General features: G+C 45.4%; 29 protein-coding genes. 26 read left to right on the top strand and 3 right to left on the bottom strand.

From position 1 onward, the window contains the following. The first annotated feature begins 8 nt into the window (after positions 1 to 8). Together KJS52_RS04060 and KJS52_RS04055 are read left to right on the top strand one after the other, a co-directional pair. A complete protein-coding gene (locus KJS52_RS04060) occupies positions 9 to 725 on the top strand; it encodes a response regulator transcription factor (RefSeq protein WP_213513374.1) in 717 nt (238 codons plus the stop codon). Then, positions 726 to 2,186: a HAMP domain-containing sensor histidine kinase gene (locus KJS52_RS04055; RefSeq protein WP_213513371.1), complete on the top strand. Its 1,461-nt coding sequence runs from the start codon at positions 726 to 728 to the stop codon at positions 2,184 to 2,186. It begins immediately after the preceding gene. Between the two features lie 760 nt (positions 2,187 to 2,946). Here KJS52_RS04055 and serA read toward each other — a convergent pair. After that, positions 2,947 to 4,536, bottom strand: coding sequence for a phosphoglycerate dehydrogenase (serA, locus tag KJS52_RS04050; RefSeq protein WP_213513370.1), 1,590 nt, complete (start codon positions 4,534 to 4,536; stop codon positions 2,947 to 2,949). Positions 4,537 to 4,961: 425 nt separating this feature from the next. Next, positions 4,962 to 5,873, bottom strand: coding sequence for a hypothetical protein (locus KJS52_RS04045; RefSeq protein WP_213513368.1), 912 nt, complete (start codon positions 5,871 to 5,873; stop codon positions 4,962 to 4,964). A 54-nt stretch (positions 5,874 to 5,927) separates the two neighbouring features. On the opposite strand from KJS52_RS04045, the gene KJS52_RS04040 reads away from it, so the two are divergent. From KJS52_RS04040 to spoIVA, 21 genes are all read left to right on the top strand, one after another. Continuing rightward, entirely contained in the window at positions 5,928 to 6,530 is a 603-nt protein-coding gene (locus tag KJS52_RS04040) for a CPBP family intramembrane glutamic endopeptidase (protein WP_213513364.1), read from the top strand. Positions 6,531 to 6,873: 343 nt separating this feature from the next. Next, complete coding sequence (locus KJS52_RS04035; RefSeq protein WP_213513363.1) at positions 6,874 to 7,230, top strand: hypothetical protein; 357 nt, start codon at positions 6,874 to 6,876, stop codon at positions 7,228 to 7,230. A gap of 242 nt (positions 7,231 to 7,472) precedes the next feature. Then, a complete protein-coding gene (locus KJS52_RS04030) occupies positions 7,473 to 8,087 on the top strand; it encodes a genetic competence negative regulator (RefSeq protein ID WP_213513359.1) in 615 nt (204 codons plus the stop codon). A 141-nt stretch (positions 8,088 to 8,228) separates the two neighbouring features. Next, positions 8,229 to 8,927, top strand: coding sequence for a glutamic-type intramembrane protease PrsW (gene prsW / locus KJS52_RS04025; RefSeq protein WP_213513354.1), 699 nt, complete (start codon positions 8,229 to 8,231; stop codon positions 8,925 to 8,927). A gap of 56 nt (positions 8,928 to 8,983) precedes the next feature. After that, positions 8,984 to 9,136, top strand: coding sequence for a hypothetical protein (locus KJS52_RS04020; protein ID WP_213513353.1), 153 nt, complete (start codon positions 8,984 to 8,986; stop codon positions 9,134 to 9,136). 71 nt (positions 9,137 to 9,207) lie between these two features. Then, positions 9,208 to 10,560 carry a germination protein YpeB gene (ypeB, locus tag KJS52_RS04015; protein WP_213513352.1) on the top strand — a complete coding sequence of 451 codons (1,353 nt, stop codon included), beginning with the start codon at positions 9,208 to 9,210 and terminating at the stop codon, positions 10,558 to 10,560. 66 nt (positions 10,561 to 10,626) lie between these two features. After that, a complete protein-coding gene (locus tag KJS52_RS04010; RefSeq protein WP_213513351.1) occupies positions 10,627 to 11,280 on the top strand; it encodes a flagellar brake protein in 654 nt (217 codons plus the stop codon). Positions 11,281 to 11,356: 76 nt separating this feature from the next. Then, positions 11,357 to 11,536, top strand: a complete 180-nt coding sequence (locus KJS52_RS04005) for a hypothetical protein (protein WP_213513349.1) — start codon at positions 11,357 to 11,359, stop codon at positions 11,534 to 11,536. Positions 11,537 to 11,636: 100 nt separating this feature from the next. Further along, positions 11,637 to 12,332 carry a (d)CMP kinase gene (gene cmk, locus KJS52_RS04000; RefSeq protein ID WP_213513348.1) on the top strand — a complete coding sequence of 232 codons (696 nt, stop codon included), beginning with the start codon at positions 11,637 to 11,639 and terminating at the stop codon, positions 12,330 to 12,332. Next, a complete protein-coding gene (locus KJS52_RS03995) occupies positions 12,333 to 12,923 on the top strand; it encodes a lysophospholipid acyltransferase family protein (RefSeq protein ID WP_213513346.1) in 591 nt (196 codons plus the stop codon). It begins immediately after the preceding gene. 82 nt (positions 12,924 to 13,005) lie between these two features. Beyond that, the gene (gene rpsA / locus KJS52_RS03990; protein WP_213513345.1) at positions 13,006 to 14,223 is read left to right on the top strand and encodes a 30S ribosomal protein S1; all 1,218 of its coding nucleotides are present in this window, start codon (positions 13,006 to 13,008) and stop codon (positions 14,221 to 14,223) included. Positions 14,224 to 14,341: 118 nt separating this feature from the next. Then, positions 14,342 to 14,977 (top strand): hypothetical protein, encoded by a 636-nt coding sequence (locus tag KJS52_RS03985; protein WP_213513344.1) that lies wholly within the window; start codon positions 14,342 to 14,344, stop codon positions 14,975 to 14,977. Positions 14,978 to 15,063: 86 nt separating this feature from the next. Next, complete coding sequence (gene der, locus KJS52_RS03980; RefSeq protein ID WP_213513343.1) at positions 15,064 to 16,386, top strand: ribosome biogenesis GTPase Der; 1,323 nt, start codon at positions 15,064 to 15,066, stop codon at positions 16,384 to 16,386. Between the two features lie 11 nt (positions 16,387 to 16,397). After that, entirely contained in the window at positions 16,398 to 16,994 is a 597-nt protein-coding gene (gene plsY, locus KJS52_RS03975; protein WP_213513342.1) for a glycerol-3-phosphate 1-O-acyltransferase PlsY, read from the top strand. Between the two features lie 19 nt (positions 16,995 to 17,013). Beyond that, the gene (locus tag KJS52_RS03970) at positions 17,014 to 18,021 is read left to right on the top strand and encodes an NAD(P)H-dependent glycerol-3-phosphate dehydrogenase (protein WP_213513806.1); all 1,008 of its coding nucleotides are present in this window, start codon (positions 17,014 to 17,016) and stop codon (positions 18,019 to 18,021) included. An 83-nt stretch (positions 18,022 to 18,104) separates the two neighbouring features. Continuing rightward, complete coding sequence (locus KJS52_RS03965; protein WP_213513341.1) at positions 18,105 to 18,377, top strand: stage VI sporulation protein F; 273 nt, start codon at positions 18,105 to 18,107, stop codon at positions 18,375 to 18,377. 149 nt (positions 18,378 to 18,526) lie between these two features. After that, complete coding sequence (locus KJS52_RS03960; RefSeq protein ID WP_213513340.1) at positions 18,527 to 18,706, top strand: DUF2768 family protein; 180 nt, start codon at positions 18,527 to 18,529, stop codon at positions 18,704 to 18,706. A gap of 29 nt (positions 18,707 to 18,735) precedes the next feature. Further along, positions 18,736 to 19,032: a 2Fe-2S iron-sulfur cluster-binding protein gene (locus KJS52_RS03955; RefSeq protein ID WP_213513339.1), complete on the top strand. Its 297-nt coding sequence runs from the start codon at positions 18,736 to 18,738 to the stop codon at positions 19,030 to 19,032. Between the two features lie 212 nt (positions 19,033 to 19,244). Further along, complete coding sequence (locus KJS52_RS03950) at positions 19,245 to 19,592, top strand: 2Fe-2S iron-sulfur cluster-binding protein (protein WP_213513338.1); 348 nt, start codon at positions 19,245 to 19,247, stop codon at positions 19,590 to 19,592. Positions 19,593 to 19,604: 12 nt separating this feature from the next. Next, the gene (locus KJS52_RS03945; protein ID WP_213513336.1) at positions 19,605 to 20,342 is read left to right on the top strand and encodes a YphF family lipoprotein; all 738 of its coding nucleotides are present in this window, start codon (positions 19,605 to 19,607) and stop codon (positions 20,340 to 20,342) included. Between the two features lie 837 nt (positions 20,343 to 21,179). Continuing rightward, a complete protein-coding gene (gene spoIVA, locus KJS52_RS03940) occupies positions 21,180 to 22,658 on the top strand; it encodes a stage IV sporulation protein A (protein WP_213513335.1) in 1,479 nt (492 codons plus the stop codon). A 140-nt stretch (positions 22,659 to 22,798) separates the two neighbouring features. On the opposite strand, the gene KJS52_RS03935 is transcribed toward spoIVA, so the two are convergent. Beyond that, a complete protein-coding gene (locus tag KJS52_RS03935; protein ID WP_213513333.1) occupies positions 22,799 to 23,338 on the bottom strand; it encodes a hypothetical protein in 540 nt (179 codons plus the stop codon). 193 nt (positions 23,339 to 23,531) lie between these two features. Here KJS52_RS03935 and hbs point away from each other — a divergent pair, with 193 nt between their 5' ends. The 3 genes from hbs to KJS52_RS03920 all read left to right on the top strand — a co-directional run bounded on the left by hbs (position 23,532) and on the right by KJS52_RS03920 (position 25,354). After that, on the top strand, positions 23,532 to 23,807 hold the full coding sequence (gene hbs, locus KJS52_RS03930) for a non-specific DNA-binding protein Hbs (RefSeq protein ID WP_213513332.1): 276 nt from the start codon (positions 23,532 to 23,534) through the stop codon (positions 23,805 to 23,807). A 125-nt stretch (positions 23,808 to 23,932) separates the two neighbouring features. Then, on the top strand, positions 23,933 to 24,154 hold the full coding sequence (gene mtrB / locus KJS52_RS03925; RefSeq protein ID WP_213513331.1) for a trp RNA-binding attenuation protein MtrB: 222 nt from the start codon (positions 23,933 to 23,935) through the stop codon (positions 24,152 to 24,154). Between the two features lie 660 nt (positions 24,155 to 24,814). After that, the gene (locus KJS52_RS03920) at positions 24,815 to 25,354 is read left to right on the top strand and encodes a hypothetical protein (RefSeq protein ID WP_213513330.1); all 540 of its coding nucleotides are present in this window, start codon (positions 24,815 to 24,817) and stop codon (positions 25,352 to 25,354) included. Positions 25,355 to 25,410 lie beyond the last annotated feature (56 nt).

Below are 25,410 nucleotides of genomic sequence, written 5' to 3'. Positions count from 1 at the left end.
GCAGGTCAATGTCAGATTATTTTAACAGGATTCTAGTCGTTGATGATGAGGAACGGATACGCCGCTTGTTAAAAATGTACCTTGAGAAGGAAGGTTATGAGATTGAGGAAGCAGAGGATGGCGAGACAGCGCTAAGCCTGGCGATGAATCGCGATTATGCTCTTATATTGCTCGATGTTATGCTTCCGGGAATAGACGGCATCGAGGTTTGTACGAGATTGCGTCAGGTTAAGGCTACTCCAATTGTTATGCTTACGGCAAAAGGAGAGGAGATGAATCGCGTACAAGGCTTCGAGGTTGGAGCAGACGATTATGTCGTTAAGCCTTTCTCTCCACGAGAAGTGATCTACCGTGTCAAGGCGATTTTGCGCCGCTCATCGGCTACAGCCTTTTTGACGAAGGAAATGAATACATCGAACAGCATTGTATTTCCGCATCTCATTATTGAGCATGATGCTCATCGCGTAACAGCAGGTGGACAAGAGGTGAGCCTGACTCCGAAGGAATATGAGCTGCTTCATTATTTGGCTATCTCTCCTGATAAGGTGTTCTCGCGTGAAGAGCTGTTGAAGGATGTTTGGAATTATGAGTTTTTCGGTGATTTGCGAACCGTAGATACACATGTTAAACGGCTGCGTGAAAAATTGAATAAAGTTTCAACCGAAGCGGCAAGCATGATTACAACCGTTTGGGGTGTTGGCTACAAGCTTGAGGTGCCGAAGTAAATGAAATGGCTGCGAAAGCTTTTTAACATGCTCTGGCATAGCGTGGTCGGCAAGCTGTGGGTTACGATTATGGTGCTCGTTGCAGTCGTGCTCGTTATTCTTGGCGTATTTTTGCTGCAATATATCGATGTTTCCTTCGATGAAAACGCCAGCGACATCAAGATGCTGTTTATTATAACAGCGATTATCGGCTTTTTGCTGTCCACGTTTTTTGCGTTCTTTCTATCAGCGAAGCTGCAGCAGCCATTGCTGCAGCTAAAAGATGCAGCCGTGTCGATTTCAAAAGGAAATTACTCGACTAGAGTTCATATTATGTCCTCGGATGAAATTGGCCAGCTTGCTGTAACCTTTAATGAAATGACTGAAAAGCTCGAGAAGCTGATTCATGATTTGAATCATCAAAGCAATCATTTATCTAATGTGCTGCGCAGCATCGGTGACGCGGTTATAACCTTTGATGCTAACGGCGAGGTCATTCTTACAAATCCGCAGGGACATATGCTGCTGCAGCAATGGCAGTCGATTGAGGATGAATGGATTGTTGAGGAAGGCTTGAACTATCCTAAAGTGCCTGCGCCTTTGCGGGAAAATTATATTAAAGTGCTTCATCATGGCAAGGATTGCACGGATAAGCTTCATGTGCAAAGCTATGTATGGTCGGTCGTATTTACTCCGCTTATGTCGGGGGAGAAAATGCGAGGGGTTGTCGCAGTTATACGCGATGTCACTGAAGAGCACAAGGTTGATAAAATTCGTCGTGACTTTGTTGCGAACATTTCGCATGAAATTCGCACACCATTGCAAATGCTGCAAGGCTACAGCGAAGCGCTGCTGGATGATATTGTCGCCTCGCCGGAAGAACGGCAGGAGCTTGTTCAAGTCATCCATGACGAGTCAGTGCGAATGGGCCGTCTCGTTAATGATTTTCTTGATGTGGCTCGCATGGAAGCAGGTCATATGAATATGAAGCATCAGCTTGTTGATGTTAGTCAATTGCTTGTGCGCGTTGCCAGAAAGTTTTCGGTGTACGCCAAGGAACGCGACATTGAGCTCGTATTCTCACCATCTAGCGAGCAGCTTGTGCTGCAGCATGCCGATGAGGATCGCTTGGAGCAGGTCGTAACCAACCTGATCGACAATGCTTTTCGCCATACAGATGCCGGCAAACGAGTTTTCATTGAATCTTCAGCGGTAACTCTCAATCAGCAAGCATTTGTGCAGCTGAAAATTAGAGATGAGGGGCATGGCATCCCGGCAGAGGACATCCCTTATATCTTCGAGCGCTTCTACAAAGCGGATAAAGCGCGCAAGCGCGGCTCGAGCTCGGGTACAGGGCTTGGACTCGCGATCGTAAAAAATATTATCGATCAGCACCAAGGCAACATTGCTGTCGACAGCATGGTCGGGCAGGGGACTAGTTTTACTCTCCTGCTTCCAGTAACAATCCACGAAACCATTTAGAAGATGTTTAAAAATTGGACTTTGATGACGATGTAACGCTTTGTTGAGTATTCGACGTCGAATCTTGAACGCTAGCGAAAACTGCGGTGCTCACGTAGCTTTTGCCTACGCTGCGCTCCTCGTTTTCTACTAGCGTCCAAGCTTCTTGGTCCTGAAAGCCCAATTTTTAAACTTCGATTGAAAGAAGATGTTTAAAAATTGGACTTTGATGACGATGCAACTTCTCTGTAGCGGATTCGACGTCGAATATGGCACGCTAGCGAAAACTGCGGTGCTCACGTAGCTTTTGCCTACGCTGCGCTCCTCGCTTTCTACTGGCATCCAAGCTTCTTGGTCTTGCCTTCAAAAAAGCTACAGCGGAGGAGCAAAGCATCCGAAAAACGAACGTGGGTCGCCTTTAACATCGTAATGCAACCTTAAAAAATATAATAAAAGCATTACGATTTAAAAAGCGACTGGAGGATGCTTTGCTCCGGAACGCTGAAAAACGAACGTGGGTCGCCTTTAACATCTTAATGCTACCTTAAAAAATATAATAAAAGCATTACGATTTAAAAAGCGACTGGAGGATGCTTTGCTCCGGAGCGCTGTAATCGACCAGATTGGACAGTTTTTGTTGTTTATCGAGGGTTAGTTCCAGCAGGATAAATTGAATTGCGTCGAGATAGACAGGAAAAAGTGGAAAGATATTGTTTAACGTGGAACAAAACAAAGCACCAGAGGCGCTGTAAGCCGCTCTGGTGCTTTTTAAGTTGTTGGATTATAGAATGACTTCCTTTGCAGTAAGAAGCTCTGGAAGGTCTGTTAATTGCTTAAGAACTTCTTTTGGTGTGCCTTTGTCAACGCGCAGCACCATAATTGCAGAGCCGCCTTCGTCTTGACGTCCAACCTGCATTGTTGCGATGTTGACATCGTTGCTGCCAAGCAGTGTGCCTACGCGGCCGATAATGCCTGGCTTGTCGTTATGAGAAATAAGAATAAAATGACCAACTGGCGTCAAGTCGATGTTGTAGTTGTCAATTTGTACGATGCGCGCGCCATAGCCAGCAAGCAATGTTCCCGCTGCGGAGCGAGTTTCCTTGTTCGTACGCAACGTTACAGTTACCAGATTAGTAAAGGTATGTGCAGCGCGGGATTTGTTTACGACAATATTGACAGAGCGCTGCTTCGCAATATGCATGGAGTTGACTACATTAACTGTATCCTTGCCTAGGTAGTGAGATAGCACACCGCGAACAATATAGCGAGTTAGCGGCTGTGTATCAACCTCGGACAGCTCGCCAGAGTAGCTGACTGTAATGTCTTCTACAGCTCCTTCTGTGCTTTGTGCAATGAAGGTGCCAAGCTTTTCGCCAAGCTCAAAATATGGCTCAAGCACTTTGCGCACCTCTGCAGGGATCGGAGGCATATTTACAGCATTCATAAATGGCTCGTCACGCAAAATGTGCAGCACTTGCTCAGAAACGTCGATCGCTACATTTTCTTGAGCTTCAATAGTGGAAGCGCCAAGATGAGGCGTAACGATAATTTTTGGATGATTCAGGAACGGATGATCAGCAGCAGGCGGTTCTGCTTCAAATACGTCAAATGCTGCGCCGGCAACAATGCCAGTATCAATTGCTTCCACAAGCGCGCCTTCGTCAATAATACCACCGCGCGCGCAGTTAATAATGCGCATGCCGCGTTTCATCACTTCAAATTGTGCTTTGCTGATCATATGCTTAGTCTCAGGAGTTAATGGTGTATGAACCGTCATGAAATCCGCATTGCGCACAATTTCATCAACCGTTGCCAGTGTAATGCCTTGCTGTTGGGCACGCTCCTCAGTCAGGAACGGATCATAGCCCATAATGTTCATGCCAAATGCTTTAGCGCGCTTTGCAACCTCGCTGCCGATACGACCCATACCTAAAACACCAAGTGTTTTATTGCGCAGCTCAACGCCAAGGAACGATTTGCGATCCCATGTGCCTTCAGTTGTTTTTTTGTAGGCTTGCGGAATGTGGCGAGCCAATGCCATCATCATAGCAAATGTATGCTCACAGGTTGTAATTGTGTTTCCGTCAGGCGCATTAATGACAATAACGCCAAGCTTTGTTGCTGCTTCAAGGTTAATATTGTCCACGCCGACTCCAGCACGACCGACAACTTTAAGCTTTTTGCCAGCTTCCAATATTTTTTCAGTTACGGTTGTTTGACTACGTACAAGCAAAGCGTCGTACTCGCCTATAATCGATACTAATTCATCCTCAGATAGACCAGGTTTCTTTTCAACAATGATATCTGGCGCATCAACTAGCTGTTGAATACCTTGGTCGCTTATCGGATCAGATACTAGAACTTTAAACATGACAATAACTACCTCCTGGATGTGCGATAAATGATCGCGATTAGTATAAGAAGATGTTCAAAAAGCCCAACTTTGATGACGATGTAGTCACAAGTTGCTTAGTCGGCGTCGAATATGGGGTTCAGCCGAAATGTACGGTGCTCACGTAGTAGGTATCTACGCTGCGCTCCGTCATTTCTAAGCTTCACCCCATCTTCTTGGTCCTGAAAGCCGTGCTTTTTGAACACTCACTATAAACAGAAAAACTCTCGTGCCGCATCGATGAAGGATGTGGGCGAGAGTTTCATCAACGAACATAACGGTCATTCTTATTCTATAGCAAGAGCACTCATAAAATCAATGCTCTGAGCAGAACAAAAAACGAAATTTCGATATCAAAACACGAATTTTGTTGTGAATTGCTCACAATTGTCACATTGCTTTGGCTAGTCGACTTTTGGATAGAAAAATGGAATTTGTGGTAAAAATTCCTCTGTGTACAATTTGCTGCGATGCAAATTATAATCGCCAGGACGTACTGCGCTTGTATTCAGCAGCAGCGTAATGACATCTGCAACGCTTGAGATCTCCATGGATTCCGCTTGTCCAGAGGCGATAAAATGATCGATGCTGCCCGTTAAATCATGCGGCAAATAGTCGGCAAATATTTTTTTGTCCAGTACGTAGCTAGCGATAATTTCATTTTTAACCAGCAGCGGATAGTCGCTCCATGCCTCGAAGCTAATGTTAACATTTTTGTCGATTTCGCTTGGAATGTTCGGATCTATTGATGCTCCCCATTGCAGCATTGAATTGTAGAAATGCTCTTGTCCCGTTAAAGCTTGAGAGACAGCAGCTATGTATGATTCATTGTTTTGCAATGTATTTATAATATCCTCGTAGCTTTCAGCTTTCTTTCTTTGCAGGGCAGAGGCTACCTTTTCAAACTGGTTCAAGCTGCGGATATAGCTTTGCTGAGCTTGACCTAGCAAACCTGCATGCTGTAAGTTAAAGCTTGCAGCTTCCTCTGCTTTTTTACTTGCTTGACCTTCGATTTCCCTGTAAAGTGAAGCTACATTGCTTATTTCATCATTGGCGATTTTGCCTAGCGCTTCAGTCCAGCTAAGCTGAAATTCCCGGTACGGAGAATAGACAGTCAAGTAGAAGGTGACGAGATCCTGCTGCTGGTAAACATATTCCGAAGCGGGAGTTTCCGGCTCCATTAAATGAGCATATTTTTGTTCCATTTTTTTGCTGCCTAGATTTAAACCGAAAAAAAATGCAGCAACAGCAAATACAAGCATAACTAGAAATAAAGTGCTAAACAGCATGGCATTGCGAGAAAATCTTTTGTCCATTTGATTGCTCCTTTTATGTCAATAGTTGATTATACGTAGATCGGAAGTGGAACGGTGAAGAAATTTAAAATAAAATTTAGAAAAATACAATTTCGCCAAGTGTCGATAAATGAGCTGGATGATCGCGTATTATTGCTGAACTTATACCTTACCCAAGCGCTTACTCTTATTATCGGTTTAATATGGGTATTTTTTCAACAGCAAAATCTGTTTTCATTATTATCGATTCCAGATTCGATAGCAAATGTTTTTTTATGGGGTGGAGGATTAGCGCTGGCAGCTGTAGCAGTGGATTTGCTTTTATCGCGCTTTGTGCCGGAGGAGCTGTCTGACGATGGCGGCGTTAATGAAAAAATATTTGCCAATCGTCCAGTCTGGCATATTGCGCTCATTTGCCTGGTTGTCGGATTTTGCGAGGAATTGTTGTTTCGTGGAGCTGTGCAGCATGCGTTCGGTCCATACTGGACGAGCATTATTTTTGCCGTAATACATGTACGCTATTTAAAGCACTGGATTCCAACAGGTCTCGTATTCTGCATTAGCTATGCGTTAGGATACATTTATATAAAAACGGGTACAATTTGGGCGCCGATGTTTGCACATTTCCTGTTTGATTTTATAATGGGATTAATGATCAAATATAGGAGGGAAACATAAGCAACGATGAGTAGAAAAGAAAAGTTCAGTCGAAGCGCGCGGAGGAGAAAACATCACGAGACTGGCAATCCTATTCATAATGAGCTAGAGGAGCAAGAAAGCAAGCTTCCGCCTCGAGCGAAGAAACATCCCTCCAGTAAAGCGAAGCTTACAAAGCTTTATTATAATGTCGTGTTTGTATTGTTTGTCGCGCTTGTTATTTTTTTGCTGTGGTATGGGAATAGCTATTACTCGTCTACAAATGGAGAAAACTAAGTCATTTTTGCCTAAACCTAACTTGTATGAATTGCTGCCAGGGCGGTCAACCTACATGTGAAGTCTTAATAAAAGAGAGGTGTTCAAGGTGAGAATGACCAGCTTTATTGTAGGCAGCGTGCTCGGTATGGCGGGCGCTATGGTGCTTATGCAGCGCAAGCCGAATATGGCAAAGGCTGTTCAAAGCGCGATGACGGATATGAAGGGCAATATGGTCTCGAAGGCCGTCTCTAAATTTACCAAAAGTAATCAAAGCCAATCGCAAATGGGCCAGCAGCAAAAAGCTAAAGCAAACGGCCAAGCGCAGTCTGCAAGCAATCATCAACATCATCCAACCAATCATCAAATGAGTGTCTCCATGATTGAAGGCATAATTGATAGCGATCCTCAGCTGCAATCGGTTGTGGAGGAAATAAAAAGCGATTCAAAATCAGTACAGCATTAACCAATAGAAGCAACTGTATTGAGCTGACTCACCAGAGTCAGCTCGTTCAATCTTTAATATTTGAAACGAATTAATAATTTGGGCGTATTAGCTTGTAGCCTGTATACATATTTTTTGTGAAAGTAGTGCAATAGCAAGCAAGACATGTTAAAGTAAACATATGGCTATTGTATGTAGAATTGGTCACAAACTAATTTGAAATACATAAGCTATAGTCAGATGCTGCAAAGGAGGATCCTGTCATGAAGATCGAAAGACTGGGTCAGGACAAGATAAGGATTTTCCTGACTTACGACGATTTGTTGGAGCGGGGTATCCAAAAGGAAGACATGTTACGAGAGCCTCCGAAGCTACATGATCTTTTTATGGAACTTATGGAGCAAGCTTACAATGAGCTTGGTTTCGAGGCTAGTGGCAGACCATTGGCTGTTGAAGTGTACGCAATGCCGGCACAAGGCATGTTTGTTGTTGTGACACGAGGCAAGCGTGGCAGTGATTCTGTTGACGGCTTTGGTGAGGAAGACGATTTGGACGATGATATTTATGACCTCGATGTTACGATGGAGCATAGCGATATCATTATGTATTCTTTTAACGATTTTGAGCATGTCATCTCGGTATGTAAAAGTTTGAAGGCTTCTCAGCTGACTGAGGGCGGAACATTATATTCCTATAACAATAAATGGATATTGTCTATTGAACCATCAGATATAGAAGCATCAAGCTTTAACTCTGTAGTGGCAGTGCTTGCTGAATACGGTGATGCCACCTCAGTAACCTATGCTATGCTTGAAGAATACGGAAAAGTCATAATGGCTGAAGAAGCTGTGAGCCAAATTTGCACTCACTTTCAGTAATATACGTACGACAGGAAAAATTAAAGAACATTGACTACAAAAAAGTCAATGTTCTTTTTTTTATTTTTCGTTATAATGTAGCTATAGGGAACTCTAAATTTATGTACCGCTTCTTGGTGCGCAATGAAAGCAGGAAAGTGAATGGTAATTTTCTCCATTTTGACAGCAGCATTAGCGCCAGGTTTATCTTTGCTTACTTATTTGTATTTAAGGGATAAGTATGAGGCTGAACCGATTCATATGGTGTTGAAGGTATTTCTAATCGGTATATTCCTCGTTGTACCGATTATGGTATTGCAGCGCGGCGTGGAAATATGGCTTGGCGAAGGCAACTTCGTAATGGCCTTTATTCAATCATCGGGCGTAGAAGAATTTATTAAATGGTTTGTTTTGTTCCATCTGCTGTACAATCATACAGAATTTGATGAGCCGTATGATGGAATTTTATATGCTGGAGCACTATCGCTTGGCTTTGCGACAACTGAAAATTTGCTTTACTCCATTTTTATGCCGGCAGATTTTGGCGCGATGCTGCTGCGTGCGCTGCTTCCTGTATCGGGGCATATGCTGTTTGGCGTCATTATGGGCTATTACCTGGGCAGGGCGAAGTTTTCCGCCAGCCGCAGCAAAAAGAAAATGTTTTTGCTGTTATCGTTAACCGTGCCGCTTATTTTGCATGGCTTGTATGACTGGATTATCGTCACGCGCGAGCATGATTGGATCTTTGCCATTGTGCCATTTATGCTACTGCTGTGGGTATTTGGTCTATCCAAAATGAAATCGGCGCATATCAAATCTCCTTTCCGTTATGTTCGGCCTAAGGATGAGATTAATTTATAGTTTATTCGTCCATACTATATCTGAATATGTTTTGAGATGTTTGAGGAGGATATAGCATGGAAAGAGTAAAGGTGCTCATTCGCTGCCGAGTGTGCGGAGAAAAATATATTCTTCGAGGCCGCAAAGAAAAAGACAGCTATGAGACAGGCTTTAAAATGTGCGTTTGCGATAATGCAGAAGATCTGGAAATCGAAGAGCATCCAATGTGAGCAATTCATGTATAAAGCTTCCTTCATCAATCCAAACTAAGCATAGATTGGAATTGAAGGGAGCTTTTTGTATGTACAGACGGCTAAGTATGATAATGTTTCCGCTTATGACGGTTTTGTTTATAGGAGCGCTGTATTGGGGATATCAGGAGCATCAGGAGAAAAATTCTGTGCTGCTTAAGGCGGAAAATAGCTATCAGCGAGCATTCGGTGATTTGACCTATTATGTTCATAAGCTAAATGATCAGCTAGGCAATACGCTTGCTGTTAATTCGACTTCATTGGATTTCCACCGCAAAGGCCTGGTTAATGTATGGCGCATTACGAGCGAGGCGCAGCACGCTGTCAGCCAGTTGCCGTTGAGCTACGTCCCATTCGCCAATGCTGATAATTTTTTGTCGCGCGTCTCTAATTTTGCTTATAAAACAGCAGTACGCGATTTAAATAAGCAGCCGCTAAGCGACGAGGAATTTAAAACATTGCGATCACTGTATGACAGCTCAACGAAAATTTCCACGCAGCTGGGCGATTTGCAAAACAATATTATGAGCAGCAGCCTGCGCTGGATGGACGTAGAGCTTGCACTTGCTGCAAATGAAGAGGAAACGACAAATCCAGTAGTAAGCAGCTTAAGAACGGTAAATGAGGACGCTACCAAATACGCGGAGCTCGATTGGGGGCCTGCGGTGAACAGCATGTATACAGATGAAACGATAGAAATGCTGAGCGGCAGTCCAATTACCGCAGAGGAAGCGGCTGAGTTGGCGGCCAAATTTGTTGGTACGGAAGTGTCAAATATCGACATTACGGAAAATGGCCAGGAATCGAGCTATCCTACCTTTACAGCAACCGTCAAGGATGATGCTGATGGAGACAAAAAGCTTACGATTACAGCAAAGGGCGGTAAGCTGGTAACCTTCTCGCATTATCGCGATGTGCAAGGCACGAAGCTGTCGCTGCAGCAAGCGGAGGAAAAGGCGGGCGAATTTGCTGAACAGCACGGCTATCATAATATGGAGGCTGTCAGCTATGATGAATATGATCATACCGGTACCTTCACCTTTGTCCATGAGCTTGACAATGATACGCTAGTTTATCCGGATAAAATAACGGTTAAGGTTGCGCTGGATGATGGAGAAATTGTCGGCTTTCAGGCAACAGAGTATGTTACTAACCATCGAGAGCGGCAAATTGGCGAGCCCTCGGTAAGCTTGCAGCAAGCGCGCGGCGCCTTGAATCCTGAATTGCAGGTACAAGAGCAGAGAATGGCGATTATAGACGGCGATCTTGGCGAGGAAGTGCTGTGCTATGAGTTTACCGGAGAAATTAATGAGCAAATTTATCGCATTTATATTAACGCTGAGACTGGTTTAGAGGAAACGATCGAAAAAATGAGCCGCGCTGATCAAAAAGTGTCCAGTTAGCTAGAAGTTCATATAGCTCCTCCTGTACGTAAGTGGTATAATAGCCATTGCGGAGGAGGAGTTTTTATGCTTGTGCCAAAGGTAAGCCAGGTTGTCTATTTTCAGCTTAAAGATGATGCATCGGATGAGCCTGTGGAATATAAAACAAGAGTGGCTGATGAAGACGAAAGCTCGCTCATCATTGAGCTGCCTATCAACACAAAAAATGGACGCTTGAAACGACTACATATAGGCGATGCGCTGCACGCTTCCTTTATTACCAATACCGGGGTAAAGCATTTTTTTGAAACATATGTGACTAATGTTAAAGAAGGCGAGCTGCCGTTTTTTGTTATTGCCAGACCTACAGAGGAATCGATGACCTCGATTCAGCGCCGTAATTTTTTTCGCATCGACATCGAAGTGGATCTCGCTGTGCAAACTGAAAAGGGACAGCGCTACGTATATAGAACGTCCGACATAGGCGGGGGCGGCGTCTCATTTATTATTGATCGCCACGAGTCCTTCGAGCCAGGAGAAAAGCTTGGCTGCTGGATCGTGCTGCCACATCGCAACGGAAATATTGAACATAGCTGCTTTCAGGCGGAGGTGCTGCGCCAAAAAGAACTCGAGACGGGACGCAAGATGGTCATGGTAAAGTTTGATGAAATTGCAGAGCAAGAGCGTCAGCGCATTATTCGATTTTTATTTGAGAAGCAAATTCAATTTCGCGACCGCTAAACGTTGGGCTATGAATAATTGCTAATTTGGCGGAAAGGATAATATTATCATCCAGGTTAAGTAACAGGAGGGTATGATGGATCCTTGGCGAAAATATAGAAAATGGATTGATCAATACAGCTTGCTTGCATTAAAGATAGTAGGAATCAGCTTGCTTGTTTTGTTTCTGATTCAAGGTCTGATGCAATTTGACGCGGTACGGCTGCTGCTTGTACCGACAGAGCATTGGGAAGGTAGACCGCTGCTAGAGCCATAGTTTTGCATCAATATTGGAACTGTGGTATAATATTTAACGATAATTGCAGGCTCTGCCTGCTTTTTGTTTGGCTTCATCTTGAGAGGAGTTGCCCATTGCTATGACGTTGACGAAAGTTGATCGCATCAACATTGCGATCGATGGTCCTGCAGGAGCTGGCAAGAGCACAGTAGCCCGTCAAGTCGCTGCACAGCTTGGCTACGTGTATGTCGATACAGGAGCGATGTATCGTGCGGTAACACTGCTGGCGCAGCGGAAAGGGATCGAGCCGTCTCAATCGGAAGCGCTGCGAGCGCTTGTTCGTGACATTGATTTGCAGCTCATACCAACAGCAGCAGGACAAATGATAATGCTACATAATGAAGATGTGACAGAGCAGCTGCGTTCGAGAGAAGTAACCGCTCAAGTTTCACACTACGCTTCTAATGAGCATGTTCGTACAAAATTGGGAGAAATGCAACGCCAGCTTGCTGAGCAAAAAGGCATTGTGATGGATGGCCGCGACATCGGTACCCATGTATTACCTAACGCCGAGCTTAAAGTTTTTTTAACAGCCTCGGTCGAGGAGCGGGCAAGACGAAGACATCGGGAATTGACAGAAAGCAATTATGTGCCTCTTAAGCAGCTGGAGGAAGAAATCGCTGCCAGAGACAAGCTTGATGAGACAAGAGAAATAGCGCCGCTAATTCAGGCTGGCGATGCAATCCTGCTGGATAGCAGCCATATGAATATTGAAGAGGTGGTCGCTTACATTGTGAAGCTCAGTCAATCCAAGCTCATGGAGGTAAGTCAGTAGATGTCATATACGATTTTCAGATTTTTATTACGCGTTATTTATCGTCTGCTGTTTCGGCTTAAGGCAGTCGGAACAGAGCATATCCCAGCTGAGGGAGCCGTTATTATTGCATCCAATCATATCAGCTTGCTGGACCCGCCGGCAGTAGGCGTATTAATCAAACGAAAAGTGCATTTTATGGCCAAAGAAGAATTGTTCAAGGTCCCGGTGTTCGGGCCGTTGATCAGATCATTTGGCGCTTATCCGGTCAAACGCGGCGGAGTAAGCATCGACGCGATCAAATCATCGATCAATTTGCTTAAATCAGGCATGATGGTAGGGATTTTCCCGGAAGGCACGCGTCAAAAGGCAAATGATCCAGATGCCGCTGCAGGCGCGAAAAAAGGAACTGCGATGATCGCTTTGCGCAGCAACGCAACGGTTGTACCAGTCGCGATTGTTGGCAACTACAAGCTGTTCCGCCGTACAACGATTGTTTACGGCAAGCCTGTTGATATTAAGGCAGTAACAGCCGAGGAAGGCAAAGATATTTACGAGGCTGTAACGGAAGAAATTATGCGGCATATAAACAAGCTAAAAGCTTCAGTGTAGTTTTAATGCTGAATACCTTCCAATGGGTTGATGTATTGAGCTTTAAAAATATAGTGGGTAATGAATTGAGGAGGTTATTTTCATGTCAGAAGAAACTAAAGTTCAGGATTCTGCAGTGGAAGAATCCAATCAGGCTGCGCTTGATCAAATGGTCTCATTGAAGAAAGGTGACACTGTTAAAGGCACAATTGTAAAAATTGAAGACAACGTAGCATACGTAAGCGTTGGATATAAATATGATGGAATCATTACTCTTCGTGAACTGTCATCTGTACCCGTTGAGCAAGCTACTGACGTTGTCAAGGTAGGTCAAGAGGTAGAGTTGAAGGTTCTATCCATCAATGACAGCAAGGAAACGATGACGCTGTCCAAGCGTTTGGTAGACAATGAAAAGGGCTGGGATGACATCGAGAAGCATTTTGAGCAAGGCGATGTGTTCGAGGTTATTGTTGCAGACGTCGTAAAAGGCGGCCTGGTCGTGGATGTAGGGGTGCGAGCATTTATTCCTGCATCTATGGTTGAGCGTCATTTCGTTGAGGATTTCAGCGATTACAAAGGTCGTACGCTGCGCGTTATCGTCAAAGAGCTTGATCGCGAAAACAACAAGGTCATTTTGTCGCAAAAAGATGTGCTAGAAGCAGAATATGAGCAAGAAAAAGCTGCCAAGCTGGCATCCTTGCAGGTTGGCGAGGAGCTGACAGCAACTGTGCAACGCATAACTCCGTTCGGTGCGTTTGTTGATATCGGCGGCGTTGACGGACTTGTGCATGTATCCGAAATGGCTTGGGAGCATGTGAACAATCCAGCTGACGTTGTAAGTGTTGGGCAAGAGGTTAAGGTGAAGGTGCTTAAAGTTGAAGCTGAGAAAGGCAAAATCAGCCTGTCTATTAAAGCGGCTCAACCAGGACCTTGGGAAAAAGCAGCTGGGCAATTTAATGTCGATGATGTAGTTGAAGGAAAAGTGAAGCGGATCGCGACTTTTGGAGCGTTTGTTGAGATTGCTCCTGGCGTCGAAGGGCTTGTACACATTTCTCAGCTAGCTTATCGTCATGTTAATTCTCCATACGAGGTTGTTAAAGAGGGTCAAGAGGTTCAAGTGAAAATTCTTGAGTTCAATCCTGCTGACAAGCGTGTGAGTCTTAGCATTAAAGCTACGCAAGAGGCTCCTGTTCAAGAGGACGCGGAAGCTGAAGTCCCAGATATGAAGGAAATCAATAACCCTGATGTAAGCTTAAACGGCAACAATATGAGCTATTCCTTGGCAGAACGCTTTGGCGATAAGCTTAGCCAGCTTAAGTAAGCAGAAGCTTGATGTGTTGAAGCCTCAACCTGGTGGATGATGGAACCGGGTTGAGGCTTTTTGCTTGCCGAGCAATAATTGCGCTTTAAACCGCACATATTATGTAGGGGTGATCGCAATGATTGACGGTTATTGGACAGCGCTTTCGACAATTATGCTGTTCATCTTGTTACTGACAGGCTGGGGAGGCTGGATCAACAAGCGGCTCAAGCTTGTGCTGCTGCTTCCATCTATCGCATTTATATGGCTTGCAGGCTTTAACCAATGGCATGTTCAATTGGAGCTTGGCAATAAAGTATTGTTGATCAACCTGTCCTTTGCCGCGGTTAGCCTTCTGCTGCTCATATACGTTTTGCTTCAATCGCCCAAGCTGGATATTCAGCTCATCGCGCTCTATACCGCAGTGCTGGGGCTTGGCTTGACGATGGTGCGTGCCTTCATTATGTTTTCTCCCTGGGCCGGAGCCCATATTCCTTACTGGTATGTGCCGCTGCTTGGCGGCATTTTGCTAGGCTTGCTTAAGCTTAGCGTTGCCGAGCTGGCGTTCATTACATATGGGGGGACGGCTTTGGCCGAAATATTGCTTATATGGCAGCAGCGCGGTGAATATAAAGGAGCGATCGCCAATCTGCAGTGGTGGGATATGATCGCTTTATCCTTGCTAAGCATCATCGTCGTAAAATTAATTGCGGCAATGCTGCATAAAATAACGTTGCTTTTTGCACAAATGCTTGGAAAAAGGATGAAAAGTTAGCCATTTTCATGCTTTTTTGCTATGATGGGTAACGAAAGCATGATTAATATCTGTTTTATGAAAAACTAAGGAGTGGAATTTACCGTATGGCAAAACCCGTAATCGCAATTGTCGGGAGACCAAATGTGGGCAAATCAACGATTTTTAACCGCATTATTGGCGATCGACTTGCAATTGTTGAAGATAAACCAGGTGTTACGCGTGATCGGCTGTATGGCACGGCTGAATGGAACGGCAAGCCGTTCAGCATTATTGATACTGGTGGTATTGAAATCGACGGCGAGGACGAAATTATGCGCTCAGTGAAAGCACAGGCTGAGCTGGCAATCGCTGAAGCCGATGTCATAATTTTTATGGTGGACGCGAAGGCTGGCATTACGCATGCAGATGAAGAGGTTGCGCAAATGCTTTATCGCTCCAACAAGCCCGTCGTACTGGCCGTCAATAAAGTAGACAACGATAACCGCCAGGAGGACATCTATGAATTTTACTCACTCGGCTTTGGCGAACCGATTGCGATTTCCGGAGCGCATGGACTGGGCATTGGCGACTTGCTTGAAGCAGCGACCACGCTCATGCCAGAGCCTGAGGAGGATGAATACGAGGACGATGTCATTAAAGTGGCTTTAATCGGCCGTCCTAACGTCGGAAAGTCATCACTTGTCAACGCGCTGCTTGGCGAAGAGCGAGTGATTGTCAGCAATATCGCCGGAACTACGCGCGATGCAATTGATACGCCGTTTGAGGTTGACGGTCAAAAGTATGTACTGATTGATACCGCAGGCATGCGCAAGCGCGGCAAGGTATACGAATCTACGGAAAAATACAGCGTTATGCGTGCGATGAAGGCTATTGAGCGTGCGGATGTTGCGCTCATTGTTATTAACGGCGAGGAAGGCATTATCGAGCAGGATAAGCATATAGCCGGTTATGCGCATGAAGCGGGCAAAGCATCGATCTTTGTTGTGAACAAATGGGATGCAGTAGAAAAGGACGATAAAACGATGCAGCATTTTACAACGAGCATTCGCGACCAGTTTCTGTTTATGACCTATGCGCCAGTTGTATTTCTGTCTGCAAAAACGAAGCTCAGATTACATAAGCTGCTGCCTGTAATCAATCATGTATCGGAGCAGCACGCGATGCGCATCCCAACGCATTTGCTAAATGATATCGTTTCTGACGCGGTGGCAATGAACCCTGCGCCTACAGATAAAGGCAAGCGCCTGCGGATCAACTACGTGACTCAGGTTGCGACGAAGCCTCCAACGATTGTTTGCTTTGTCAATGATCCGGAATTGATGCATTTCTCCTATGAGCGCTATCTCGAAAACAAAATTCGAGCAGCGTTTGATTTCGAAGGCACACCAGTGCGCATCTATTCTCGCAAAAAATCTGATCAGGACTAGGGGAGAGAGCATTGTTATCATTATTAGCGATTGTGATTAGTTATCTAGCAGGTTCGATTTCTTTTAGCATCGTTATTGCCAAGCTAGTTAAAGGCATTGATATTCGCAATCATGGAAGCGGCAATGCAGGCGCAACGAATACGCTTCGCGTGCTCGGCATTGGCCCGGCAATTCTCGTGCTTGCACTTGATTTGCTGAAGGGGATGGGCAGCGTTGCGCTTGCACGCATCGTATCGGAGCAGGATTGGCTGCCGGTCGTATGCGGACTTGCAGCGATTATCGGTCATAACTGGCCGATTTGGTTCAAATTCAAAGGCGGCAAAGGAATCGCCACCGCAATTGGCGTTTTGTCGGTGCTCGTATTCATCCCTGCCCTGATCGCGGGAATTATTGCGATTTTAAGCATTGTTTTTACCCGATATGTATCGCTTGGCTCTTTGATTTTTACGTTTTTGACGCCAATCTTTGTTCTATTCCTGCAATTCAATTGGGCGAATTTGATCGGAACCGTTATTATTTGCATTTTTGCATTCATTCGTCATCGCTCGAATATCGTGAAGCTTTGGAATGGAACTGAGAATAAGCTAGGAAGCAAGAAAGGAGCTTAGTGCTATGCCGAATCCACAGATGAAAGGAAAAGCGGCGGTGCTTGTTGCAGGAAGCTGGGGAACCGCGCTTGCATACGTGCTTGCCTGCAATCATTACGAGGTTACAATGTGGACGCGCACCGAGGCGCAAGCAAAAGAAATTAGTACACAGCATCATAATGAAAAATATTTGCCGAATCGCGTACTGCCTCCCAACATTACGGCAACGACTAATATGCAGCAAGCGTTAAGCGGGGCCGAGCTGACGCTGTTTGCCGCGCCATCAAGCGCTATGCGTCAGGTGGCGAAGCAGGCTGCGTCCCATGTAGAAGCGGGAAGCATTGTCGTGCATGCGACAAAGGGCTTTGAGCCTGAAACGCTAAAGCGCATGTCCGTTGTATTGTCCGAGGAGCTTGGCCGGGCGCAGTCAGAGATTGCAGTAATTTCAGGACCTTCTCATGCCGAGGAGGTTATTCTGAAGCTGCCGACAACCGTTGTTGTTGCGGCGGAGCAGGAGGAAGTAGCGGAGAAGGCTCAAGAAGCGTTTATGAATTCCTCGTTCCGCGTCTATACGAATAATGATGTGGTAGGGATTGAGGTTGCCGGTGCGCTGAAAAACATAATCGCGCTTGCGGCTGGCTTGATTAACGGGCTGCAGCTCGGCGACAATGCCAAGGCTGCTCTGCTGACCAGAGGCCTGGCAGAAATTTCGCGGCTGGGTGTGGCAATGGGTGCCAGCCCGCTCACATTTATTGGCCTGGCAGGTGTTGGCGATCTTGTCGTCACGGCGACAAGCCAGCATAGCCGCAACTGGCGAGCCGGCTACATGCTCGCTGACGGCACGCCGCTCAATGTGGTGCTGGAACGAATGGGTATGGTTGTAGAAGGCGTGAAAACGACGCGTGCGGCCTTCCAGCTGGCAGCGCAGTATGGCATCGAAATGCCGATAACAGAGCAGCTCTATGAGGTACTGTTCAATGATCAGCCGCTTGATCGGGCAATTGAGGTATTGATGGGGCGCACGAAAACGAATGAAATGAACAACTAGGATAGCTAGGCCTTTGCTTGGGTAACCAGATAGCTTATCTCCACATATGATGTACTGAAATGTGTAGATGAGGAGGTAAGAGCATGTCGAAGGATTTATCCAAAGAGGTTCTGGGCGCCATCAAACGTAAAACCGGCAAAAACATTTCAGCAAATTCTGTAGGTAAGGTAGCGAGCACTGTTCAACCAAACACCTTGGAAAATGAAGCAGAGCTGAAAAAGCTAATTAGACGAGTGGCTGATATGGCCAACATTAAGCTGTCTGACGCCAAGCTCAATGATGTTGCCAAAACGATTCAGTCGAGCGGTATGAAGTCGTCTAATCTCGAGGCCCTAATGAAAATGATGATGAAATAAGGCTGAATGTTGCCGCATAGGAGCGTTTTCTCCACAAGGAGGAAGCGCTCCAGTCATGTATGCTGCCTGTGAGCTTTGTCACATTCTAGCAGTGATGCTATAATAGACAGGAATAGCTACTACATAATGGAATAGGGGAAATTAGATTCATGGATCCAATGACGAAAATGTGGGTTTCATTAATAGGCATCGGCTTGATGGCAATTGCAGCATTTTTGATTACGTTTGCACGCTACAAGACGAAGGGTGTTATTAAATTTGTGCTGTCATTAATCGCATTTTTCAGCTTGATAATCGGATTTTTTCTAGGAGTAATTTCAATTATTTAATATAGAACGCAGAGCAGGAGTTGTACACTATGATTGAATTGACTGGACGCAGCATTACAAAAAAGGTTGAAGCCGAGGAAGGGTTAACCATACTCGACCATGCCATAAAGCATAAGGTGGATTGGAGCTTTTCTTGTACGCGAGGCACCTGCGCCAGATGCCGCTGTTTAATCGTGGAAGGCGCAGAATACCTGGAAGATATAACTGATGAGGAATGGGATCGTTTGGAGCCTGAGGAGTTTGATGAGGGCTACCGCTTGGGCTGTCAGGCAGTTGTAGCGAGCAAGGATGCCGTTATCGTTGCTCGCAACAAAACATATTTTTAAAATTGAGAGTTCAAAAAGCGCGGCTTTCAGGACCAAGAAGATGGGGAGAAGCTTAGAAATGACGGAGCGCAGCGTAGATACCTACTACGTGAGCACCGTACATTTCGGCTGAACCCCATATTCGACGCCGACTAAGCTATTTGTGACTACATCGTCATCAAAGTTGCGCTTTTTGAACTTCCTCTAAAGAATTGATTTTGGAGGTGTTCCTGATGGAAGCTGAAGTAACGTTTCTGCCGCTCGCTCGTTCTGCCAAGGTTCGCTCAGGCACAACTGTTTTGCAGGCAGCTCGCAAGGCTGGAGTGGCGATTGCAACTCGCTGCGGCGGCAACGCCTCCTGCTTTATGTGCAAGGTGCAAATTGAAGATTGGAGCAATCTGGCTCCGATGAAAGACAATGAGCGCCGCAAGCTTGCTGGCCTCGAGCAGTCTAACACAAGATTGGCCTGTCAGGCAGTACTGAAGCAGGGGCATACGGTTGTGCAGCTACCGCCGGATCCGTTTCGCGCAGCGATTGCCAGGCAGCTTCAACGCCAGCAGGAAGAAGATACTTTATGGTAGGGGTAAATGAATATGAGAAATAACCAGGGAACAATAAACCTGCTCAAGCTGTCGATTACAGCTACGCTGCTTACGCTGCTGCTTTCCGGCTGTCTCTACCCGCAAACCGACTCGTCTCCGACTGACGTCGTGTCGAAGGAAGCAATCCGCAATGTACAAGCAGCTGTTGATCAATATTTGGCCGAAAAGTCGGTTCTGCCTATTCATAATAGCGATTCCACGGTAGATCGCTACGAAAAGTTTCGCGTTAATTTTGATTTGCTGAAAAAAGAGAGCTATGTAGAGCATTTGCCAAGTTCATCCTTTGAAGGCGGCGGCAATTTTTATTACTTAATCTTAAACGAGGAAACCGATCCGGTCGTTAAAGCGCAAAACATCTATTTAACGCAAAAGGTCATCGATTTGCAGCGCAAGGTTGATGACTACAAGAGTCAGCACGGTAATTTGCCTATGACGGACAAGCTATATGATGGCTTCTACGGCATTGATTACAAAGCACTGAACATGAAAACGCCAGAGGTGCATAGTCCATACTCAGGGAGCATCGCTCAGCTTATGCTAAGCGAAAGCGGAACAGTCTATATCGATTATGCAAGTGATATTTACCAAGCGATGCTTGCTAATCCTGAACTGGAAATAAGCGAGGAACAGGATTTGCGAGCGCTGCTTATCGAAAAAAGCGACTATGTGCCGGTTAAGGGGGCTGTGTACAGGCTACTAAACAATGAACCAGTCCCAATAGAGCGGTAGTTTAAAAAGTCCGAAGTTGATTACGAAGCATGGCGTTGTAGCATAGTCGGCATCGAATATGGCAGGCTACCGAAAACTCCGGTGCTCACGTAGCAAGTGCCTACGCTGCGCTCCTCGCTTTCTAGTATCCAGCCATCTTCTCGGTACTGAACTCCGAACTTTTTAAACCTCATTGGAAGGGGTAGTTTAAAAGCAGGACTTTGATGACGATGTGTTGCGTTGTAGCGTAGTCGACGGCGAATCTTGAACGCTAGCGAAAACTGCGGTGCTCACGTAGCTATTGCTCTACGCTGCGCTCCTCGCTTTCTACTAGCGTGCAAGCTTCTTGGTCCTGCACTCAAAAGCTACAGCGGAGGAGCAAAGCAATCCGAAAAACGAAGTGTGTCGCCTTTAACATCGTAATGCAACCTTAATAAATATAATAAAAGAGCATTACGATTTAAAAAGCGACTGAAGGATGCTTTGCTCCGCAGCGCTGCCTTGATGAAGATGCGTTGCTTCCTAGTGGATTTGACATTGAAGATTGAACGCTATGTTTCTTAGTTTTTTAGCATTGCTTTATACGCGCTGCTGCCCTTTGGGTGGCGGCGCGTTTTATTTTGCTGCCCAATCATAATCTGTCAAGGCTAAGAATATAACGATAGAGTGATACATATATTTCAGTCTTGGAAGAGAGATAGCCGGAAAATTAAAAAAATCCCAAGCTATCGGAATATTTGGACAAAGCAGACATAAGATATTACAAGTCCAATAAGTATGTACGAGTTGCGTCGCTGGCCTGCCCTTTTGTCCGGTGGATGGCGGCGAACCGGAAAATCAATTGGGAGGGGATATTCAGTGAATAAAGTAGATATTTTCAAGGACATTGCCGAAAGAACTGGCGGGGATATTTACCTCGGAGTCGTCGGTGCAGTCCGTACAGGCAAATCAACCTTCATTAAAAAATTTATGGAGACCGTGGTACTTCCCAACATTCCAGTAGAGTCAGAGAGAGTCCGCGCCGTTGATGAGCTTCCGCAGAGCGCCGCAGGTAAAACAATTATGACGACTGAGCCCAAATTTGTGCCGAATCAGGCGGTGCAATTGCGAGTGTCCGAGGGCTTGGAGGTTAATGTAAGGCTCGTGGATTGCGTAGGCTATGCAGTCGATGGAGCTAAGGGCTATGAGGATGAAAACGGCCCGCGCATGATTACAACTCCTTGGTTCGATGAAGCGATTCCATTTCAGGAAGCAGCAGAAATCGGCACACGCAAAGTAATTCAGGAGCATTCTACATTAGGTGTAGTCGTTACGACAGATGGCACGATTGCTGAGATCCCTCGCAGCTCATATGTGGAGGCTGAGGAACGCGTTGTAGAGGAACTGAAAGAGGTTGGTAAGCCATTCGTGCTAATTGTCAACTCTACTAAGCCTCGCAGTGAAGAAACGCTGGCGTTGCGTCAGGAGCTTCAGGAGAAGTATGATATTCCGGTTATTGCCTTAAGCGTTGCAACGATGAATGAGGAAGAAGGATTGGCTGTACTGCGCGAGGTGCTCTATGAGTTCCCGGTTCATGAGGTCAATGTTAATTTGCCAAGCTGGGTAATGGTGCTGAATGAGCAGCACTGGCTGCGTTCCAACTTTGAAAATTGCGTGCGCGATACTGTCAAGGATATTCGCAGATTGCGCGATGTTGACCGCGTGGTCGGTCAATTCATGGAATATGATTTTATTAGCCGCGCTGGACTTAGCGGCATGGATATGGGGCAAGGAGTTGCCGAAATTGACTTATACGCGCCTGACGAGCTCTATGATCAAATTTTGATGGAAGTCGTAGGCGTAGAAATTCGCGGCAAGGATCACCTGCTTGCACTTATGCAAGAATTCGCGCATGCGAAAAAGGAATACGACCGCTTTGCAGAAGCGCTGGAAATGGTAAAAACGACTGGCTACGGTATTGCTGCACCTTCGCTTGCTGAAATGGCGTTGGATGAGCCAGAGCTGATCCGTCAAGGCTCGCGCTTTGGTGTAAGATTGAAGGCTACCGCGCCATCTATTCATATGATTCGCGTTGACGTAGAATCTGAGTTTGCACCAATTATCGGCACAGAAAAGCAAAGCGAGGAGCTTGTTCGCTACTTGATGCAGGACTTTGAAAACGACCCAATCAAAATTTGGGAGTCTGACATTTTCGGACGCTCGCTGCACAACATCGTACGAGAAGGCATTCAGGGCAAAATCGCCATGATGCCGGACAACGCACGCTACAAGCTGCAAGAAACATTAGGACGCATCATTAATGAAGGCTCGGGCGGACTAATCGCGATCATTCTATAGTCAATAAGCATCCACAACGAAAAGTTGGGCGGAACATTCCGTCCAACTTTTTGTTGTTCAATTTAATAAAGAAAGCAGCGAAGCCCATACCCGCAACTTTCAAATAAGCTGCAAGACGCTATAGCGGAGGAGCGCTGACTTTATCCGTTCAGCCAGTTAAAGCGAGAGTGATGCTTGTTCAAATAAGCAAATTCCAAATTAAGCAGCACAGGAAATAGCAGGCGCCCGTTCATTTCAAGCGGTGCCGCGACTTGCTTGAATGGAATTCTGTAACGCTTGCATAAACAGCTTAGCATTTGCTCGGTTGCTAAAGTAGCCGCATGGGTGAGCCCGAATTTTTCAGCGTGGTTGACAATATGGCTTATCATATAGGTCTCCAGCTTTCCACGATGTGATGCCAGCACACCGAAACCGTCTACAAAAATGGTAGTCCTCTGATTAAGCTCTGGATAGGATAAAAAGAGCATCTTCTTCAATTTGTCCACATGATTAAAAGGAATTAGTTCTAAAGTTCCTAGCACTTTCTCCTCATCCGTACTATGCTCAATAAATATGATCATTTTTGCTTCAGGACTCGGATATTCCATTTTATATCCTAATTCATCCCAAATCTGTCCTTTTAGCTTAATAAATTGGCGAAGCTGCAGCATAGATTTGACATGAATGTAACTGTAGTTCATTGGATTGCCTCCCTGAAAACTTTACATCTTACAGCATATGTACAAACCATTCAACTTGTTTCGTACAAATGTTTAATTACAATACTTGTTTTTGTACTTGCCATGTATTACTATGGTTTTATTGTAAAAAGGTATATATTTCTAGAAAACGGTCATTATGAGTGATAATAGGGTACGTTAAGGAGGTGAAGAAATGAATAAAACAGATCTAATCAATCAGGTTTCAGAGCTTTCTGGACTTTCTAAGAAGGATGCAGGCAAAGCGGTTGATGCTGTGTTCGGCGCAATCAGCGAGGCATTGCAAAGCGGAGATAAAGTTCAACTAGTAGGCTTTGGAAATTTTGAGGTTCGTGAACGCCAAGCTCGCAAAGGTCGCAATCCACAAACTGGAGAAGAAATCGATATTGCAGCTAGCAAAATTCCTGCCTTCAAGCCTGGCAAGCAGCTTAAAGACATGGTTGCCCAATAAATAATTTGAAAAGCTACAGATCCATTATGCGACCTGTAGCTTTTTTATATGATATAATTGCACAATGCAGAATAATCCAATATAATGCTTTGAGAATGCTTGTATAGAGAAAGCGAGGGAATGAGATGGAGCAACAGACAGGCGATTACATTGTCATTAAAGCGAAGGACGCTGGTGTTACCGTTATGGGTTTAACACGAGGTCAAGACACTCGATTCCATCATACTGAAAAATTGGATAAAAACGAAGTGCTCATTTGTCAATTTACCGATCACACTTCTGCCATAAAAATTCGTGGCAAAGCACAAGTAATGACACGGTACGGAGTCGTACATACAGATGAATAAACGATTGTAGAATCGTAATCCCAGTGCCATTGCTGGGATTTTTCTGTATAAACTGTTGGATTAGCGAATATTGTGTACAAGTTAGCCGTAAACTGTATTAGAGGAAGTTCAAAAAGCTGGACTTTGATGACGATGCATCGCTTCGTGGTTTAGTCGGCGGCGAATCTTGAACGCTAGCGAAAATTCCGGTGCTCACGTAGCTTTTGCCTACGCTGCGCTCCTCATTTTCTACTAGCGTCCAAGCTTCTTGGTCCTGAAAGCCCAGCTTTTTGAACCTCGATTGGAAGAGGAAGTTCAAAAAGCTGGACTTTGATGACGATGTAACTTCTCTGTAGAGGATTCGGCGGCGAATCTTGAACGCTAGCGAAAATTCCGGTGCTCACGTAGCTTTTTGCCTACGCTGCGCTCCTCATTTTCTACTAGCGTCCAAGCTTCTTGGTCCTGAAAGCCCAGCTTTTTGAACCTTTTATTGAAAAGAGGAAGTTCAAAAGCAGGACTTTGATGACGATGCGGTTGCGTTATAGTGGAGTCGACGTCGAATATGTCACGCTACCGAGTGCCATCTTCTTGGTCCTGCACTCAAAAAGCTACAGCGGAGGATGCTTTGCTCCGGAGCGATGTGATGTTTTTATTTAAGTTGATGAGAGTGAGCGATCGATTATGAAGCAAGGATTTGCTTTAGTTAAGGGGATGTTGGCGGCGCTGATTGTGATGCTGCTTGTTTTGTCTCTTAGCCGCTATCTTGATCTTCCTGCCTCGCGTGATGAGCATTTGGCAGCGATGACCTATCATAAGCGCGAGCCGCTTACTAATGAAAATTTGGTCGATGTGCTGTCCGAGCATATTAATACGAGCACGTTAAAGGCGATCAGGCTGCAGCATGAGAGGATCGACGTGGATCTGCTGCTGCATAGCGATCAGCCAGTTCACGAGCAAATTTATGATACGGTTCCGCTCTACGTTGCTTTAGCGTTTCATTATGGCAGCAACATTGAGCAGCTGTCGATTACGGTGCTGCGTGAAGGCCGAAAACATGGAGAAACGCTGCAGCTAATGCAGCTGACGGTACGCGGCGACGATGCTTGGCTGGAGCAGGGCGTGCAGGCGCTTGAAGGGGTTGCCTGGCTAGAGCAGCCGCTGTGGATTGAGCGATTGCGCATTCATAAGTCGATATTGTGGCAGCAGCATTATGAAGTGTAAATCCAGTCATACGGCTGTCACAACCTTTCTAGGAATAGAGACGAATCTATGCTATA

This window comes from Paenibacillus montaniterrae (genome assembly GCF_018403185.1).
Lineage (GTDB): Bacteria > Bacillota > Bacilli > Paenibacillales > Paenibacillaceae > Pristimantibacillus > Pristimantibacillus montaniterrae.
Note: the sequence above shows the minus strand (reverse complement) of the source record. Positions and strands in the feature narration are given on the sequence as shown.

Bases quoted from the DNA above. Each gene is read 5' to 3' on its own strand.
- KJS52_RS04060 (WP_213513374.1), top strand. From the start codon at position 9: ATGTCAGATTATTTTAACAGGATTCTAGTCGTTGATGATGAGGAACGG.
- KJS52_RS04055 (WP_213513371.1), top strand. From the start codon at position 726: ATGAAATGGCTGCGAAAGCTTTTTAACATGCTCTGGCATAGCGTGGTC.
- serA (WP_213513370.1), bottom strand. From the start codon at position 4,536: ATGTTTAAAGTTCTAGTATCTGATCCGATAAGCGACCAAGGTATTCAA.
- KJS52_RS04045 (WP_213513368.1), bottom strand. From the start codon at position 5,873: ATGGACAAAAGATTTTCTCGCAATGCCATGCTGTTTAGCACTTTATTT.
- KJS52_RS04030 (WP_213513359.1), top strand. From the start codon at position 7,473: ATGAAGATCGAAAGACTGGGTCAGGACAAGATAAGGATTTTCCTGACT.
- prsW (WP_213513354.1), top strand. From the start codon at position 8,229: ATGGTAATTTTCTCCATTTTGACAGCAGCATTAGCGCCAGGTTTATCT.
- KJS52_RS04020 (WP_213513353.1), top strand. From the start codon at position 8,984: ATGGAAAGAGTAAAGGTGCTCATTCGCTGCCGAGTGTGCGGAGAAAAA.
- ypeB (WP_213513352.1), top strand. From the start codon at position 9,208: ATGTACAGACGGCTAAGTATGATAATGTTTCCGCTTATGACGGTTTTG.
- KJS52_RS04010 (WP_213513351.1), top strand. From the start codon at position 10,627: ATGCTTGTGCCAAAGGTAAGCCAGGTTGTCTATTTTCAGCTTAAAGAT.
- KJS52_RS04005 (WP_213513349.1), top strand. From the start codon at position 11,357: ATGGATCCTTGGCGAAAATATAGAAAATGGATTGATCAATACAGCTTG.
- cmk (WP_213513348.1), top strand. From the start codon at position 11,637: ATGACGTTGACGAAAGTTGATCGCATCAACATTGCGATCGATGGTCCT.
- KJS52_RS03995 (WP_213513346.1), top strand. From the start codon at position 12,333: ATGTCATATACGATTTTCAGATTTTTATTACGCGTTATTTATCGTCTG.
- rpsA (WP_213513345.1), top strand. From the start codon at position 13,006: ATGTCAGAAGAAACTAAAGTTCAGGATTCTGCAGTGGAAGAATCCAAT.
- KJS52_RS03985 (WP_213513344.1), top strand. From the start codon at position 14,342: ATGATTGACGGTTATTGGACAGCGCTTTCGACAATTATGCTGTTCATC.
- der (WP_213513343.1), top strand. From the start codon at position 15,064: ATGGCAAAACCCGTAATCGCAATTGTCGGGAGACCAAATGTGGGCAAA.
- KJS52_RS03970 (WP_213513806.1), top strand. From the start codon at position 17,014: ATGAAAGGAAAAGCGGCGGTGCTTGTTGCAGGAAGCTGGGGAACCGCG.
- KJS52_RS03965 (WP_213513341.1), top strand. From the start codon at position 18,105: ATGTCGAAGGATTTATCCAAAGAGGTTCTGGGCGCCATCAAACGTAAA.
- KJS52_RS03960 (WP_213513340.1), top strand. From the start codon at position 18,527: ATGGATCCAATGACGAAAATGTGGGTTTCATTAATAGGCATCGGCTTG.
- KJS52_RS03955 (WP_213513339.1), top strand. From the start codon at position 18,736: ATGATTGAATTGACTGGACGCAGCATTACAAAAAAGGTTGAAGCCGAG.
- KJS52_RS03950 (WP_213513338.1), top strand. From the start codon at position 19,245: ATGGAAGCTGAAGTAACGTTTCTGCCGCTCGCTCGTTCTGCCAAGGTT.
- KJS52_RS03945 (WP_213513336.1), top strand. From the start codon at position 19,605: ATGAGAAATAACCAGGGAACAATAAACCTGCTCAAGCTGTCGATTACA.
- KJS52_RS03935 (WP_213513333.1), bottom strand. From the start codon at position 23,338: ATGAACTACAGTTACATTCATGTCAAATCTATGCTGCAGCTTCGCCAA.
- hbs (WP_213513332.1), top strand. From the start codon at position 23,532: ATGAATAAAACAGATCTAATCAATCAGGTTTCAGAGCTTTCTGGACTT.
- mtrB (WP_213513331.1), top strand. From the start codon at position 23,933: ATGGAGCAACAGACAGGCGATTACATTGTCATTAAAGCGAAGGACGCT.
- KJS52_RS03920 (WP_213513330.1), top strand. From the start codon at position 24,815: ATGAAGCAAGGATTTGCTTTAGTTAAGGGGATGTTGGCGGCGCTGATT.